Origin of the sequence: Spiribacter onubensis (assembly GCF_040838425.1) — a bacterium.
In the GTDB taxonomy this organism is placed as follows: Bacteria; Pseudomonadota; Gammaproteobacteria; order Nitrococcales; family Nitrococcaceae; genus Spiribacter; species Spiribacter onubensis.
In genome coordinates this window covers 362,614-377,310 of sequence record NZ_JBAKFI010000002.1, presented here as the reverse complement: position 1 = coordinate 377,310, position 14,697 = coordinate 362,614, and the positions used below count along the sequence as shown (strand labels likewise).

At 65.7% G+C, this 14,697-nt stretch carries 16 protein-coding genes; 13 read left to right on the top strand and 3 right to left on the bottom strand.

The features are described from left to right. Positions 1 to 3 precede the first annotated feature (3 nt). Genes V6X63_RS05325 through V6X63_RS05315 form a run of 3 tightly spaced genes read right to left on the bottom strand, consistent with a single transcriptional unit; the run spans position 4 to position 2,025 of the window. Entirely contained in the window at positions 4 to 477 is a 474-nt protein-coding gene (locus V6X63_RS05325; protein WP_367978344.1) for a DUF494 family protein, read from the bottom strand. After that, positions 474 to 1,631, bottom strand: coding sequence for a DNA-processing protein DprA (dprA, locus tag V6X63_RS05320; RefSeq protein ID WP_367978343.1), 1,158 nt, complete (start codon positions 1,629 to 1,631; stop codon positions 474 to 476). The genes V6X63_RS05325 and dprA overlap by 4 nt, the downstream gene beginning before the upstream one ends. Continuing rightward, the gene (locus tag V6X63_RS05315; protein ID WP_367967609.1) at positions 1,624 to 2,025 is read right to left on the bottom strand and encodes a hypothetical protein; all 402 of its coding nucleotides are present in this window, start codon (positions 2,023 to 2,025) and stop codon (positions 1,624 to 1,626) included. Before V6X63_RS05315 ends, dprA begins: the two co-directional genes overlap by 8 nt. 120 nt (positions 2,026 to 2,145) lie before the next feature. Between V6X63_RS05315 and def the strand changes: the two genes are divergently transcribed. The 13 genes from def to hisA are packed head-to-tail and all read left to right on the top strand — an operon-like array spanning position 2,146 to position 14,697. Then, on the top strand, positions 2,146 to 2,679 hold the full coding sequence (def, locus tag V6X63_RS05310; protein ID WP_367978342.1) for a peptide deformylase: 534 nt from the start codon (positions 2,146 to 2,148) through the stop codon (positions 2,677 to 2,679). Positions 2,680 to 2,708: 29 nt separating this feature from the next. Beyond that, positions 2,709 to 3,635 (top strand): methionyl-tRNA formyltransferase, encoded by a 927-nt coding sequence (gene fmt / locus V6X63_RS05305; RefSeq protein ID WP_367978341.1) that lies wholly within the window; start codon positions 2,709 to 2,711, stop codon positions 3,633 to 3,635. Next, positions 3,613 to 4,923, top strand: a complete 1,311-nt coding sequence (rsmB, locus tag V6X63_RS05300; RefSeq protein WP_367978340.1) for a 16S rRNA (cytosine(967)-C(5))-methyltransferase RsmB — start codon at positions 3,613 to 3,615, stop codon at positions 4,921 to 4,923. Before fmt ends, rsmB begins: the two co-directional genes overlap by 23 nt. Further along, positions 4,901 to 5,470: a DUF4390 domain-containing protein gene (locus tag V6X63_RS05295; protein ID WP_367978339.1), complete on the top strand. Its 570-nt coding sequence runs from the start codon at positions 4,901 to 4,903 to the stop codon at positions 5,468 to 5,470. The genes rsmB and V6X63_RS05295 overlap by 23 nt, the downstream gene beginning before the upstream one ends. After that, complete coding sequence (locus V6X63_RS05290; RefSeq protein ID WP_367967601.1) at positions 5,467 to 7,644, top strand: sensor histidine kinase; 2,178 nt, start codon at positions 5,467 to 5,469, stop codon at positions 7,642 to 7,644. The genes V6X63_RS05295 and V6X63_RS05290 overlap by 4 nt, the downstream gene beginning before the upstream one ends. Further along, complete coding sequence (locus V6X63_RS05285; RefSeq protein ID WP_367978338.1) at positions 7,641 to 9,023, top strand: sigma-54-dependent transcriptional regulator; 1,383 nt, start codon at positions 7,641 to 7,643, stop codon at positions 9,021 to 9,023. Before V6X63_RS05290 ends, V6X63_RS05285 begins: the two co-directional genes overlap by 4 nt. After that, complete coding sequence (gene trkA / locus V6X63_RS05280) at positions 9,020 to 10,396, top strand: Trk system potassium transporter TrkA (protein ID WP_367967599.1); 1,377 nt, start codon at positions 9,020 to 9,022, stop codon at positions 10,394 to 10,396. Before V6X63_RS05285 ends, trkA begins: the two co-directional genes overlap by 4 nt. A gap of 13 nt (positions 10,397 to 10,409) precedes the next feature. Continuing rightward, positions 10,410 to 11,867, top strand: coding sequence for a TrkH family potassium uptake protein (locus V6X63_RS05275; protein ID WP_367978337.1), 1,458 nt, complete (start codon positions 10,410 to 10,412; stop codon positions 11,865 to 11,867). Between the two features lie 25 nt (positions 11,868 to 11,892). After that, positions 11,893 to 12,204, top strand: coding sequence for a tetratricopeptide repeat protein (locus V6X63_RS05270; protein WP_367967597.1), 312 nt, complete (start codon positions 11,893 to 11,895; stop codon positions 12,202 to 12,204). After that, positions 12,201 to 12,656 carry a D-aminoacyl-tRNA deacylase gene (dtd, locus tag V6X63_RS05265; RefSeq protein WP_367978336.1) on the top strand — a complete coding sequence of 152 codons (456 nt, stop codon included), beginning with the start codon at positions 12,201 to 12,203 and terminating at the stop codon, positions 12,654 to 12,656. Before V6X63_RS05270 ends, dtd begins: the two co-directional genes overlap by 4 nt. A gap of 49 nt (positions 12,657 to 12,705) precedes the next feature. Then, entirely contained in the window at positions 12,706 to 13,299 is a 594-nt protein-coding gene (gene hisB / locus V6X63_RS05260) for an imidazoleglycerol-phosphate dehydratase HisB (RefSeq protein ID WP_367978335.1), read from the top strand. 25 nt (positions 13,300 to 13,324) lie between these two features. Further along, positions 13,325 to 13,963 (top strand): imidazole glycerol phosphate synthase subunit HisH, encoded by a 639-nt coding sequence (gene hisH / locus V6X63_RS05255; protein WP_367967594.1) that lies wholly within the window; start codon positions 13,325 to 13,327, stop codon positions 13,961 to 13,963. After that, positions 13,954 to 14,697 (top strand): 1-(5-phosphoribosyl)-5-[(5-phosphoribosylamino)methylideneamino]imidazole-4-carboxamide isomerase, encoded by a 744-nt coding sequence (hisA, locus tag V6X63_RS05250; protein ID WP_367967593.1) that lies wholly within the window; start codon positions 13,954 to 13,956, stop codon positions 14,695 to 14,697. The genes hisH and hisA overlap by 10 nt, the downstream gene beginning before the upstream one ends.

Genomic DNA, 14,697 nt, shown 5'->3' with positions numbered 1-14,697 from the left:
GGGTTAGTGTGCAGTGGGATTCGGATGTTCAAAGAGAAGGTTTTCCATCCAGGCGCAGGCTTCTTCCTGACCCGGCCGGCTGAAGAGCACCATGAGCACGATCCACTTGAGCTGATCGAGTTCGATCGCTCCGTCGTCCAATGCCATGAGCTGCTCGATGACGAGTTCGCGGTTACTGGCCGTGAGAATCCCGGTCTGTTCAAGGAACATCAGGAAACCACGGCATTCCACATCGAGCCTCGCCATCTCCGCTTCGGTGTAGACGCGCAGCGCGCCATGACTGTCGGTGGCGACCGGCAGGTCCCGGCTGTCGGCCAGGGCATCGATCCAGTTGAGTGCCTTGTGGATCTGGGGTTCCGCAAATCCGGCGCCGCGCAGTTCCGACTCGATTTCTACGCGGTTCGGATCGACATCGACGGCATCGTGGAAATAGTGCTCGAACAGGTACATCAGGATATCGAAGACGTTCTCTTTCATCCGCCTGCCCGATTGCTGATCCGCATGTAATGACCACCGTTGCAGGGCGCAACATGGCCCATAAGTTCCAGGCTCAGGAGCATGGAGGAAAGGATATCGGGCGTCAATGAAGTGCGCTCAGCAAGCGTTTCGAAGCCGATCGGGTCGTGTCCCATGGCATCAAGCAGGGCCCTGTAGTCGGCATCGAGCGCGCTGTCTGCGGGGGTGTCTGCCGTGTTTTCTTCGCCCGTCCCGGCCGCTGGTCCGTCCGGGGTCGTCATCATCCATCCGTCCGGCAGCTTGCGTATTTCGTCGATGACGTCATCGGCTTTTTCCACCAGGCGTGCGCCCTCGCGGATCAGCTGATGGCAGCCCTTGGCCACGGGGTTGTGAATCGATCCCGGGATGGCTATGACCTCACGTCCCTGCTCCACTGCCTGGTGGGCGGTGCCGAGCGCACCGCTCCGACGGCCGGCCTCCACCACGAGCACGCCCAGCGAGAGGCCGCTGATCAGGCGGTTGCGGCGGGGGAAGAGCCCCCGGTTGAGCGATGTGCCTACCGGCATTTCCGTCACGATCGCCCCGCGTTCGATCAGTGAGCTGGCCAGGACCTGGTTTTCCCGCGGGTAGAGGCGGTCGGGGCCCGTGGCCATGACGGCGATGGAAATACCGTCCTCGGCAACCAGGGCACCTTCGTGGGCGGCGGTGTCGATGCCCAGCGCCAGTCCGCTGGTTACGGTCAACCCGCTGGCCGCCAGCCGGCCTGAGAAATCCTCGGCGGTCTCAATGCCTCCCGGGGTGGGGTTCCGCGTCCCCACGACAGCGATCTGAGGGGTATCGAGAACCGCGGGTTCACCGCGGACGAACAGCACGGGCGGCGGGTCGGGGATCTCCGCGAGCCGCGCCGGATAACGGGCATCGTCCCGAGTGATGATGTGACAATCCTTCTGCTCGGCCCAGCGGCGGTCCGCTGCGACACCTTCGCGTGCCGATGCCAGCATGCGAGGGGCCGTGACCGCCTTTGCCGGTAGTCCGTGCGATGCCCGGTCGGCCTCGCTGGCCGCCAGATAGGTGGTCGGCCCGCCGTAGGTGTGGACGATCTCGGCGATTATCCGTGGACCGATGCCTTCCAGGTGGAGCAATGTCAGCCAGGCTTCGAGCGTGTCTTCATTCATGGGATTCGTGTGCGTGCTCCTCGATGGCGAGCAGATAGTCCCCGGGCCGGATTTCCCGTCGCGACTCTTCGATGGTCAGCATGGCGGGTTCGCCGCCACTCGCCACCCGCGCCTGCCCCAGATAGATGCTACTGCGCGCCCTGCGCGGGTCACTGTCGTCCGCCAGTGCCGGCCCAGGGCGGATCAGATGATAACGACTGGCGCTGCGACCGCCGAGTCCGGCGACATAGATCGCGTCTCCGGCGGCGCTCAGGCGTCGGCCGTCCTCGCCGAGGATCACCCGCGGCAGATCGGCGCCGGACGGGAAGATCACTGGCGGTTCCGCTGCCAGCGGCAGGCAGTTGAGAAGAGCAAGTACGCCACCGAGTCGCAGCGCAGGCTTCAGATAAGGCATGACACATCCTTGTTCTTTCAGGCATTTGCTGGTCCCGGGCCGCGGCGGTTCGGTATACTGCACACAAACCGGCAAACCGAGGCTGGCGGTCACGGACTGCGGCCCTCAATGGACATTCCCATGGCCAAACGCGAAATTCTCCAGTATCCCGACGAACGGCTTCGAACCCGGGCCCGTCCGGTGGAAACCATCGACGACCGGGTCCGTGAGCTGGTCAGCGACATGTTCGAGACCATGTACGATGCGCCCGGCATTGGTCTTGCCGCGACCCAGATCGATGTCCATGAGCGCATCGTCGTGATGGATGTCAGTGAAGACGGCAGCGAGCCGATGGCGCTGATCAACCCGGAGATCGTCCATCGCGCCGACTCCCGGGAGATCGCCGAGGAAGGCTGCCTGTCGATCCCCGGCTATGCCGACAATGTGGAGCGTGTCGATGCCGTGAGGCTTCGCGCCCTCGACCTCGATGGCGAGCCCTTCGAGGTCGAGGCCGAGGGACTGATGGCACGCTGCATGCAGCATGAGCTCGACCATCTCGACGGCCGACTGTTCATCGACTATCTCTCCGAGCTCAAGCGCAAACGACTCCGGCGGCGCTACGAGAAAGCGGCGCGCCAGCGCGCCGAGCAGACGCTCAAGACGGGTTCGGTCTGACCGGGGCGGCCACGCACGACGCGCCACGGGTGGTCTATGCCGGGACGCCGGCATTCGCCGTACCGGCGCTCGAGGCATTGATCGACGCCGGCTATCGGGTGGCGGCTGTGTATACGCAGCCCGATCGGCCGGCAGGCCGGGGACGGCGGCTGCGGGCGTCTCCCGTCAAGACCCTTGCCCTTGAGCACGGGCTCGTGGTGGAGCAGCCCGAAAGCCTCCGTGATCCCGCGGCTCAGGCCCGCCTGGCCGGCCATGCGCCGGATGCCATGGTGGTCGCCGCCTACGGTCTCATCCTGCCGGCGGCGGTGCTGGGCATACCCACGCATGGCTGTCTCAACATTCACGCCTCGCTGCTCCCGCGCTGGCGGGGAGCGGCACCCATCCAGCGCGCCATCGAAGCAGGCGATAAGCGGAGCGGCGTCTGCCTGATGGAAATGGCTGCCGGTCTGGATACCGGCCCGGTCGTGGCCTGTCGATCAACGCCCATCAGCGCGGAGGACACAGCCTCAACCCTGCATGACCGGCTCGCCGACATGGGGGCGGAGCTGCTGGTGGACAGTTTCGACGACTGGCTGTCTGGCCGGATCAGCGCCAGCGATCAGCCGGAAGCGGGTGTGACCTACGCCGACAAGATCACCACGGAGGAATGTCGCGTTGACTGGCATGAAGCCGCTGATGCCCTTGCCCGCCGGGTGCGGGCTTTCGATCCCTGGCCGGTGATGCGCTGCCACCGTGATCATGCGCCGTTCAAGATATGGGCGGCACGGAGCCTGCCCGGTTTCGCCACCACCGGCGTGCCCGGAGAGATCCTTGCGGTGAGTGACGAGGGTATCGACGTGCAGACCGGCGACGGTGTCCTTCGACTGCTTCGGGTACAGGTGCCCGGTGGCCGGGCTCAGGCGGTGGCGGACTTCCTCCGCGGGCATACGATGCATGTCGGCGAAATCCTCCTTTAACCCGCGAGACAGCGCTCTGGACGTGCTGCTCGCTGTCCTCGGCGGCGGGCGATCGCTGGATGCCGCCCTGGCCGAGCATGTGCCGTCGGATGCCGACAGTCGCGATGCCGGGTTCTGCCGCGCCATCGCCTATGGCGTCCTGCGCAATCACCGCCGCCTGGCAGCCATTCGCGACCGGCTCCTGCATAAATCGCTGCGCAGTCGTGATCAGGACATGGCACTGCTGGTGGAGATCGGTCTGCAGCAGCTATTGGCCATGGAGACGCCGGCCCATGCCGCGGTTTCGGAGACGGTCGCCGTGGCCCGTCATCGGGGCAAGCAATGGGCCGCCAGGCTCATCAATGCCCTGCTGCGGCGATTTCAGCGCGAGCGGGAGGACTGCTTGGCCCTGGTTGATACAGCGCCTGCGGTCAGGGCCTCGGTACCCGACTGGCTGCTGGCCCGGCTGCAGCATGACTGGCCCGATGACTGGCGTTCACTGCTCGAGGCCCAGAATACCCGCGCACCGATGACTCTGCGGGTCAATCGCCGGCGCCAGTCCGTTGCCGGCTATCAGCAGCGGCTGGTGGAGGCGGGCCTGCCCGCCCGGACGCTGGACGGATTCCCCGACGCGCTCGTTCTGGAACACCCGGTGGCGGTGGGCCGCCTGCCCGGTTTTGACCAGGGCGACTGCTCCGTTCAGGACGGCGCCGCGCAACTGGCCGTTGCGTTGCTGTCACCGGGACCGGGCCATCGGGTGCTGGATGCCTGCGCAGCGCCCGGCGGGAAGGCGGCGCATGCGCTTGAGCGCTCCGATGCGGCCCTGCTTGCCCTCGATGACGATGAAGTGCGCCTCGAGCGGGTCGCGGGTACCCTCGGGCGCCTTGGCCTGCAGGCGGAATGCCGGGTGGCGGATGCGGCCGCAACGGACGACTGGTGGGATGGTCGTCCGTTCGAGCGGATACTGCTCGATGCGCCCTGTTCCGGCACAGGTGTGATCCGCCGGCATCCGGATATCAAATGGCTGCGCCGCGCCGACGACCCGCCCCGTCTGCAGGCCGCCCAGCGTCGCCTGCTGGATTCCCTGTGGCCGCTGCTGGCCCCCGGTGGGCGCCTGGTCTATTGCACCTGCTCGATCCTGCAGGCCGAGAATGAAGCGGTGATCGCTGCGTTCATGCAGGCTCGGCCGGATGCACAAGCGGTACCTCCGGCGCTTCCCGTGGGCCGGCGGGTTGGATACGGTCAACAGATCCTTACCGGCGAAGCCGGTGTCGATGGCTTCTATTATGCCTGCCTGGAAAAACGCTGAGCGGACTGCAATCGGACTCACGCTGCTGCTGACGGCGATGGCTGCCTTCGCACAGACCGGGGGGTTCAGGGTCAGTGAGCTGGATATCCGCGTGGCGGATCAGCTGGTTCTGGCCGACGCGCGTATCGACTATGCGCTCAGCGCCACGGCGACCGAGGCGCTGGAGAACGGGGTGGCGCTGGTCATTGCTCAGAGACTGCGGCTCCAGACGGCCCGCTGGTGGTGGGGGGATGCCGTTGTGGTCAGCCAGCAACGCCGCTATCGGCTCCAGTACCATGCCATCAGCCGGCGTTATGTGCTGACCCGGCTTGAGAGTGGCGAGTCCCGGAGCTATCGGAGCCTCGATGCCTTGCTGCTGCGCCTCGGGCGGGTTGAGGCGTGGCCCGTGGTGCGTCTCGACCGCCTGGATACGGACACGGACTATCGCCTGCGTCTGGATACCGGGCTGGAGGTCGACGAGCTCCCGCGACTGTTGCGCATGGTGGCGTGGATCAATCCCGAATGGCAGCTCCGCAGCGAACCGCGTTACCGGGCGTTGTCACCATGATGCAGCTTCCCCGCCAAGCGATCGTGCGGATCCTGCTGAGTGTCCTGCTGATCCTCTCGCTATATCTTCTGAGTGCCGCCACCGAGAACTCCGTGCGCTTCGGCCGCCTCTACCTCTGGCTGCTGCTGATCAACGGCGTCGTCCTGGTCGCTCTCCTGGCCCTGATCGTCAATAACCTCTGGCGTCTGGTGCGATCGGTCCGGGCCCGCGAGACGGGCAGTCGCCTGACGCTCCGGCTCATGGCCCTGTTTGTGGTCCTCGCGGTGGTGCCGGGTCTGGTGGTGTATGGTTTTTCCATGCAGTTTCTGCAGCGTGGCGTAGACAGCTGGTTCGACGTGCGCGTCGAGAACGCACTTGATGATGCCCTGGCCCTTTCCCAGGCCTCGCTCGACCAGCGCATGCGGGACATGCAGCAGCGGCTGCAGGATGCGGCCCGGGATCTGGCGGATGTCACCGAGGAGATGGCGCCCATCACGCTGGGCGATCTGCGTGCGCGGACCGGCGCCTCCGAGCTGGCCCTGCTTGGCGAGAATGGCCGGATCATTGCCGCAAGCAGCGTTGACACCGCCAACATCCTGCCGCACCGGCCGGAGGACAGCATCCTGCTCCAGCTCCGCCAGGGACGCCCTTATGTGGGCCTCGATCCCATTGAAAATGCCGGTCTGCATATCCGTGCCCTGGTACCGGCGCCCGGGCCGGGCGGTCCGGGCAGCAGCCGTGTCCTGCAGGGGCTGTTCCAGGTTTCGCCGCGTATCGACAATCTCGCGGCAGAGGTGGAGACAGCGTTCAGTGAATATCGTGAGCTCGCCTATCTGCGTGGACCGCTGAAGGACAGTTTCAGCCTGACGCTGTCGCTGGTGCTGCTTCTATCGTTGCTGTTCGCGGTCTGGTCCGCCTTCTACCTGGCCCGCCGGCTGGTGGCGCCGGTCAGCCGACTGGCGGAGGGGACCCGCGCCATGGCGGCTGGCGAGTATGGCACCCAGCTGGCCCCGGGTGGCAACGATGAACTGGGTTATCTGGTGCGCTCCTTCAATGACATGAGCCGGCGGGTGGCCGACGTGCGTGACGCGGCCCGCCACAGCCAGGAGTTGGTGGAATCACAGCGGGCCTATCTGGAGACCGTCCTCGGGCGGCTGTCCTCGGGGGTGCTGGCTCTGGCGCCGGACGGCAGCCTGCGCACTTACAATCAGGCGGCTAGTGCGATCCTCTCGGTGCCGCTCAGCGAGGGCGTCGGTCGTCCGCTCTCGACCCTCGTCAACCGCTACCCGGATTTCGGCCCCTTCGTCGATCTGGTCGCGGGCTATCGACAGTCACCGGATTCGGAGTGGCGGGCGGAACTCAGCCTGGATACCGGCGAGGGCCGGCGGGCGCTGATCTGCAGCGGCGCGACGCTGCCGGGAGAGGGAGACCGGGGTGGCGAGGTGATCGTGTTCGATGACGTGACCACCCTTATCCAGGCGCAGCGTGATGCGGCCTGGGGTGAGGTCGCCCGGCGCCTGGCGCATGAGATCCGCAACCCGCTGACCCCCATCCAGCTCTCGGCAGAGCGCCTGCAGCACAAGGTGGGTACGCGGCTGAACGGTGATGAGGCGGCGCTGTTGCAGCGCTCGACCGAGACCATCATTCACCAGGTCGAGGCCATGAAGGAGATGGTCCAGGCATTTTCGGAGTATGCCAGGCCACCGGCCCTGCGGCCGCAGGCCGTGGATCTCAACGCCCTGGTGCGCGAAGTGGTGGAGCTTTACCGTGGTGAGCCGGAGCAACCCGCCTTCCGTCTCGACCTTGACGAAGATCTGCCATGGCTGCAGGCGGATCCGGGTCGCCTCAGGCAGTTGCTCAATAACCTGCTGAGGAATGCACTGGAGGCCGGTGAGGCCGGTCATTGCCGGGTGGTGGTGTCGACGCGGCAGGGTGGCGGTCGTTTCGTGGACATGATTGAGCTCGATGTCCAGGACAACGGACCGGGCTTTGCAGAGTCCATGCTCAATCAGCTCTTCGAGCCGTACGTGAGCACCAAGCCGCGCGGCTCGGGGCTGGGGCTCGCCATCGTCAAGAAGATTGTCGAGGAGCACAATGGCATGATAAGCGCCCGCAACGTTGATGGCGGCGCCCGCATTTCCGTGCGCCTGCCCCGCGTCATGCCGGATGACGTCCGGCAAGGGAACGAACAATGAGCAAGGGCTATGTACTGGTCGTTGATGACGAGCCCGATATCCGGGGGCTGGTCCGGGAAATCCTGGAGGATGAGGGCTACGAGGTAGCGACCGCCGAGAGCGGATCCGAGGCGCGTGGACTGCTGCACGCACGTCAGCCGGATCTTGTCCTGCTGGATATCTGGATGCCGGGTGAGGATGGTATCTCGCTGCTCAGGGAGTGGGCCGGCGGCGGTACGCCCGCCTTTCCCGTGGTGATGATCTCCGGGCATGGAACGGTGGAGACGGCGGTTGAGGCAACCCGCCAGGGCGCCGTGGATTTCGTTGAAAAGCCGCTGTCCATGGGCAAGCTGATCGCCACGGTCGAGCAGGCCCTGCAGCAGCCGGTGACCGCTGCTGCCGGGGCGGATGGCATGTCGGCGATGATCGAGCCTGTCGGGCGCAGCACGGTGATGCGCAATCTCCGCGAGCAGGCGGAGCGAGTGGCGGCGAGTGAGAGCTGGGTGCTCGTCACGGGCGAGCCCGGCAGCGGACGGAAATGCCTCGCCCGGTATATTCACCACCTCAGCCCCCGGCGTGGTGGGCCGCTGGTCGAGGTCGCCGCGGGAACGATCGCCGGTCAGTCCGCCGCCGAAGAACTCTTCGGCCAGCAGCGCGGTGGCCGGGTGATCCCCGGCCGGCTCGAGTCGGCGGCCGGCGGCACGCTGATCCTGGATGGGGCGACGGATCTGGACGGCGAGGCGCAGACCCGGCTTGCCTCGGCCATCGACGCGGGTGGGTTCCAGCGGGTCGGTGACTCGCAGCGTATCCCCCTGGACGTCAGGGTCATTGCCATCACCCGTCACGATCTGGCCGCCGAGGCAGCGGCGGGGCAGTTCCGTGAGGATCTGGCCTACTCTCTCAGCGTCATCCCGATGTGGGTGCCGCCGCTGCGCGAACATGCCGAGGATATACCGGAGCTGGTGTCTTTCTACGTAGACCGTCTCGTGGAGGCCGAGCAGCTCGGTTACCGGCGGTTCACCGTGGCGGCACAGAACCGGCTGCGTAACCATGACTGGCCGGGGAATGTCCGGGAGCTGCGCAATCTCGTGCAGCGGCTGCTGGTGCTCGGCGACGGACTCGACATCGACGTCGGCGAGGTGGAAGAGGCGCTCTCTGTCGTGCGGACGGGCAGTACAGAGGGTGAATGGCCGCCGGCCCTGACACTCGATCTGCCTTTGCGCGAGGCGCGTGAGCATTTCGAGCGCGCCTACCTGCAGAAGCAACTGCAGCGGGCCGACGGCAGCGTGGCCCAGCTGGCTCGGCTGGCGGGGATGGAACGGACCCATCTGTACCGCAAGCTCCGGTCTCTGGGGATCGATCCGCGCGAGACTGGCCAGAGCGGCGGAGGGCGCGCATGAAAATCATCATCCTCGGTGCCGGCCAGGTTGGCGGTACCGTCGCTGCCAATCTGACCAGCGAGGATAACGACATCACCGTGGTGGATCGGGATGCGCAGATCCTCCAGGGGCTCCAGGATCGGCTGGATCTCCGGACCGTGCTCGGTAACGGCACCCATCCGGCGGTTCTCGAGCGGGCCGGGGCCGATGATGCCGACATGATCATTGCAGTGACCGATTCCGACGAGGCCAACATGGTGGCCTGCCAGATCGCCTCCACGCTGTTTCATACCCCCAGCAAGATCGCCCGGGTGCGGGCCGTGGAGTATCTGTCACATCCGCAGATCTTCGCTCCCGATGCCCTGCCGATCGACGTGCTGATCAGTCCGGAGCAGCTGGTCACGCAGTACGTCCGCCGTCTCATCGAGCATCCCGGGGCGCTTCAGGTCATGGACTTTGCCGACGGCAAGGTCCGCCTGGTGGGCGTGCGCGCCTACTATGGCGGTCCGCTGGTCGGTCAGGAGCTGCGGACGCTGCGCGAGCATGTGCCGGGGGTGCAGACCCGGGTCGCCGCGATCTATCGCCGCGGCAGCGCCATCATCCCGGAGGGCGATACCGTCATCGAGGCCGGCGACGAGGTCTTCTTCGTGGCCGCCCGTAAGAACATCCGCGCGGTCATGAGCGAATTGCGCCGGCTCGACAAGCCGGTCAAGCGCATCATGCTGGCCGGTGGCGGCAACATCGGAACACGGCTGGCCAAGTCCCTCGAGACTCGTTACCAGGTCAAGATCATCGAGCGGGACGCCCGCCAGTGCCGGATGATCGCCGATGAACTCAAGAAGACCATCGTGCTTCATGGTGATGCGGCGGACGAGGACCTGCTGCTCGAGGAGAACATCGAGAACACGGACGTTTTCTGTGCGCTGACCAACGATGACGAGGCCAACATCCTCTCGGGCATGCTGGCCAAGCGGCGTGGCGCGCGGACCGTGATGGCCCTGATCAACCGGGCCGCCTATGTCGATCTGATTCAGTCCAGCGACGATATCGATGTGGCCATCTCGCCGCAGCAGGCCACCATTGGCAGCCTGCTCGCGCATATCCGGCGTGGTGACGTCGCCACGGTGCACAGCCTCCGCCGCGGGGCCGCAGAGGCCATCGAGGCAATCGCCCATGGCGATGCGGGCAGTTCCGAGGTAGTGGGCCGGCGCATCGATCAGATTCGGCTGCCGAGGGGCACGACCATCGGCGCCATCGTCCGCGGTGACGAGGTGGTGATGGCGCATCATGACACGGTCATCGAGCCCGAGGATCACGTCATCCTGTTCCTGGTCGACAAGAGCCGCCTCGCCGACGTCGAAAAGCTCTTCTCGGTGGGCGTCACCTTCCTCTAGGAGGAGCTAATCCATGCATCCCGATGCCGTGCAGCGCGTGCTGGGTGTCCTGCTGATGGTGTTCAGCATCACCATGCTGCCGCCAGGGCTGATCGGTGTGGCGGCGGCCGATGGTGCCGCCATGGCCTTTTTCCTGACCTTCGCTCTGCTGCTGGCCCTCGGCGCGCTGCTCTGGCTGCCGGTCCGTCGTTCACGGCGCGAACTGCGCACCCGTGACGGCTTCTTCGTGGTGGCCATGTTCTGGGTCGTGCTGGGCATGGCGGGTGCCGTGCCGCTGGTACTCCAGGACGTCGTGGACTTTCCCCTCGTGGATGCCCTTTTCGAGAGTATCTCCGGACTCACCACCACCGGCGCCACGACGGTTGTCGGCATCGACGATCTGCCGCTGTCGATCCAGTACTACCGCCAGCAGCTGCAGTGGCTTGGCGGCATGGGCATCATCGTGCTCGCGGTCGCCATCCTGCCGATGCTGGGCATTGGTGGTATGCAGCTCTACCGCGCGGAACTGCCCGGTCCGGTCAAGGACGCCAAGCTGACGCCGAGGATTGCCGAGACCGCCAAGGCCCTCTGGTACATCTATCTGGGCCTGACGGTGGCCTGCGCCATCGCCTACTGGCTGGCGGGAATGACCGCGTTCGATGCGATCGGCCATGCATTCACGACCATCGCCACCGGTGGCTTCTCCACCCACGACGCGAGCATGGGGTACTACGACAGCGCCCTGATCGAGATGATCGCGGTGGTCTTCATGATCATTTCGGCGCTTAACTACTCGCTGCATTTCATGGCCTGGCGACGGATGAGCACGGAGCCCTGGCGGACCGACCCCGAGCTGGTCACCTTCCTGACCGTGCTCGCCGTGGTCACTTTCCTCATGCTGGGCGGATTGCTGATCTATCAGGCCGCCCACAACCTGCCCCTGGAAGAGACCTGGCATCACGCCATCTTCCAGGTTGTCTCCTTCGCAACCACCACCGGCTACACCACGGCCTCCTACTATGTCTGGCCGGCCTTTCTGCCCGTGCTGCTGCTGTTCGTCGCCGTGGTCGGTGGTTGTGCCAACTCCACATCGGGTGGCCTCAAGGTCATCCGCGTGCTGCTGCTGTGGCGTCAGGGCGGGCGTGAGATCCTGCGCCTCATCCATCCGCAGGCCCAGATTCCGGTCAAGGTGGGTGACCGCCCCGTGAACGAGCGGGTGATCGATGCGGTCTGGGGGTTCTTTGCGGCCTATGTGCTGCTCTTCGTTCTGCTGATGTTGATCATGCTCGCCATGGGGCTCGATCAGATCACGGCCTTCTCGGCGGTGGCGTCCGGGCTGGCCAACCTGGGGCCGGCGCTGGGTGAGGTGGCGGCCAATTTCGCCAGTGTCGGCGACGGACCCAAGCTGGTGATGTGTGTGGCGATGATCATGGGACGGCTGGAGATCTTCACTCTGCTGGTGCTCTTCACGCCAGCCTTCTGGCGGCGGTGACGGGCGGATTGCTAGTCTGTCAGTCATGGACATCAACGCACTCCGCAAGATGATCGAGGGCGGTCGGGACGGGGCGATGCCCCGCCTGACGCTGGGTGAGGCGATGGCCCGCGACGGCAGTACGGAGGAAGCTGTCCGGCATCTCAACAAGGCCATCGAGTTCGACCCCGACTACTCGGCGGCCTGGAGGGCGCTTGGGCGCCTGCAACTGAGGGCCGGCGACACCGGGGCGGCGGCAGCGACTTTCCGTCAGGGGCTGGAAGCGGCGCGCCGTCGCGGGGACATGCAGATCGTGCGCGAGCTCGAGGTGCGCCTGAAGCGACTGGAAGGCGAATGATCGGGCTGCTCCAGCGGGTCACACATGCCGAGGTGCGCATCGACGGTGAGCCGGTGGGTGCCATCGGTAGCGGGCTGCTTGTCCTCGTCGGCGTTGAACGCGGGGATGACGCGGCGACGGCCCGGCGGTTGCTGGAGCGTCTGCTCGGTTACCGGGTCTTTGCCGACGCCGCCGGGCGCATGAACCGCAGCGTTTCGGACATCGGGGGTGGGCTGCTGCTGGTGCCTCAGTTCACCCTGCTGGCGGACACCCGCAAGGGTTCGCGGCCCGGGTTCTCCGGTGGCGCGGATCCGGCCGAGGCACGGTCACGCTTCGCCGACCTGGAGTCAACCGCCCGGGCGCATCATTCGCCGGTAGCCGCCGGGGTTTTCGGCGCCGATATGCAGGTCAGCCTGTGCAACGACGGCCCGGTCACATTCTGGTTGACGGTTTCTCCCCGCTCACGGCCGTAACGGCGGCATGGTATCCTGCGCCGCGTCGGCAGTGAGGCGGTCCCAACCCATGAGCGAACGCAAGGCAACCATCGAGCGCAATACGCTGGAGACGCGAATCCGCGTAAGCCTCGATCTCGACGGCAGTGGCGATGGTGAGCGCCGCACAGGTGTCGGTTTCTTCGATCATATGCTGGATCAACTGGCGCGGCACGGGCTTTTCGACCTGGACATCGTCGCCGATGGCGATCTGCATATCGACGCGCACCACACGGTCGAGGATGTGGGCATCACGCTGGGGCAGGCCTTCGCCGAGGCGGTCGGTGACAAGCGTGGCATGGTGCGCTATGGCCACGCCTACTGCCCGCTGGACGAGGCGCTGTCGCGGGTGGTCGTGGATTTCTCGGGCCGTCCGGGCCTCTTCTTTCGCGCCGCCTTTCCAGTAGAGCGTATCGGTGAATTCGATACCCAGCTGGTGAGGGAGTTCTGGCAGGGCTTCGCCAGCCATGCGGCCGTGACGCTGCACATGGATGCGCTGCATGGCGACAATGCCCACCATATCGCCGAGACGCTGTTCAAGGCGGGTGGGCGCGCGTTGCGCATGGCCTGCTCACCGGATCTCCGGCTGGGCGATTCGCTACCTTCCACCAAGGGGGCACTCTGAACGGATTGAACGGGAGACCTCGGCGATGAGCATCGCGGTAATCGACTACGGGATGGGCAACCTGCGTTCCGTGGAAAGGGCGCTGGTCCATGTCGGGGCACCGCGGGTGCAGGTCACCGATGAACCGGCCGTGATTGATGCCGCCGAACGCATCGTATTCCCCGGTCAGGGGGCGGTGCGCGACTGCATGAGTGCACTCCATCGCCATGAGCTGGTGGATGTGCTGGACAGGGTGATGCGCGATCGGCCGTTCCTGGGCATCTGCATGGGCATGCAGGCGTTGATGACCCGCAGCGAGGAGAACGAGGGCGTCGAGGCCCTCGGCCACTTCGCGGGCACCGTTCGCCATTTCCGTCGGCTGACCGGCGATGACCCCCGGCTCAAGATCCCGCATATGGGGTGGAATCGTTTACATCAGGTTCGCTCGCATCCACTGTTCGCCGGCATTGCCGACGAGGTGCGGTTCTATTTCGTACACAGCTATTATGTCGATCCCGATGACGAGTCCATCGTCCAGGGCCGGAGTGATTACGGTGCCTCTTTCGCGGCGGCCATCGGGGCGGCCAATGTCTTCGCCACGCAGTTTCACCCTGAGAAAAGCCAGCAGCCGGGGCTGCGACTGCTGAAAAACTTCCTGTCCTGGGATGGAGAACCATGCAGCTGATCCCCGCCATTGATCTCAAGGATGGCAAGTGTGTCCGCCTGCGCCAGGGGCGCATGGATGACGAGACCGTATTCTCGGAGGATCCGCTCGCGGTCGCTGATCGCTGGGTCAAGGCCGGCGCCCGGCGTCTGCACCTGGTGGATCTGGACGGGGCGGTGGCCGGGTTCCCGATCAACGCGGACATCATCGGCCGGATCGCCGAGGCCCATCCCACCGTGGGGGTTCAGGTAGGCGGCGGAATCCGCAGCTTCGAAGTCATCCAGACCTATCTCGATGTCGGCGTCAATCATGTGATCATCGGCACCCAGGCCGTGCGTGCTCCGCATTTCGTGGACGACGCCTGCCTGGAGTTTCCCGGTCATATCATCGTCGGTCTTGATGCACGGGAGGGCCGCGTCGCCACCGACGGCTGGGCGAGTGTCTCCGAGACCTCCGCCAGCGATCTCGCCCGCCGTTTCGAGGATGCCGGCGTGGATTCCATCGTGTTCACCGATATCGGGCGTGACGGCATGATGCGCGGGGCCAATGCCGAGGCCACCGCTGATCTGGCCCGGGCCATCGATATTCCGGTCATTGCCTCTGGCGGGGTCACCAACCTCGACGATGTCCGCAGGCTATGTGCTGTTGCGGATGCGGGTATCAGCGGGGCCATCGTCGGCCGTGCGCTGTATGAAGGCAGCATCGATCTGGCCGAAGCCCAGCGCCTGGCCGACCAGCTCGTGGCGGGCGATTGA

Coding starts and splice junctions, on each gene's coding strand:
- V6X63_RS05325 (WP_367978344.1), bottom strand. CDS start 477: ATGAAAGAGAACGTCTTCGATATCCTGATGTACCTGTTCGAGCACTAT.
- dprA (WP_367978343.1), bottom strand. CDS start 1,631: ATGAATGAAGACACGCTCGAAGCCTGGCTGACATTGCTCCACCTGGAA.
- V6X63_RS05315 (WP_367967609.1), bottom strand. CDS start 2,025: ATGCCTTATCTGAAGCCTGCGCTGCGACTCGGTGGCGTACTTGCTCTT.
- def (WP_367978342.1), top strand. CDS start 2,146: ATGGCCAAACGCGAAATTCTCCAGTATCCCGACGAACGGCTTCGAACC.
- rsmB (WP_367978340.1), top strand. CDS start 3,613: ATGTCGGCGAAATCCTCCTTTAACCCGCGAGACAGCGCTCTGGACGTG.
- V6X63_RS05295 (WP_367978339.1), top strand. CDS start 4,901: ATGCCTGCCTGGAAAAACGCTGAGCGGACTGCAATCGGACTCACGCTG.
- V6X63_RS05290 (WP_367967601.1), top strand. CDS start 5,467: ATGATGCAGCTTCCCCGCCAAGCGATCGTGCGGATCCTGCTGAGTGTC.
- V6X63_RS05285 (WP_367978338.1), top strand. CDS start 7,641: ATGAGCAAGGGCTATGTACTGGTCGTTGATGACGAGCCCGATATCCGG.
- trkA (WP_367967599.1), top strand. CDS start 9,020: ATGAAAATCATCATCCTCGGTGCCGGCCAGGTTGGCGGTACCGTCGCT.
- V6X63_RS05275 (WP_367978337.1), top strand. CDS start 10,410: ATGCATCCCGATGCCGTGCAGCGCGTGCTGGGTGTCCTGCTGATGGTG.
- V6X63_RS05270 (WP_367967597.1), top strand. CDS start 11,893: ATGGACATCAACGCACTCCGCAAGATGATCGAGGGCGGTCGGGACGGG.
- dtd (WP_367978336.1), top strand. CDS start 12,201: ATGATCGGGCTGCTCCAGCGGGTCACACATGCCGAGGTGCGCATCGAC.
- hisB (WP_367978335.1), top strand. CDS start 12,706: ATGAGCGAACGCAAGGCAACCATCGAGCGCAATACGCTGGAGACGCGA.
- hisH (WP_367967594.1), top strand. CDS start 13,325: ATGAGCATCGCGGTAATCGACTACGGGATGGGCAACCTGCGTTCCGTG.
- hisA (WP_367967593.1), top strand. CDS start 13,954: ATGCAGCTGATCCCCGCCATTGATCTCAAGGATGGCAAGTGTGTCCGC.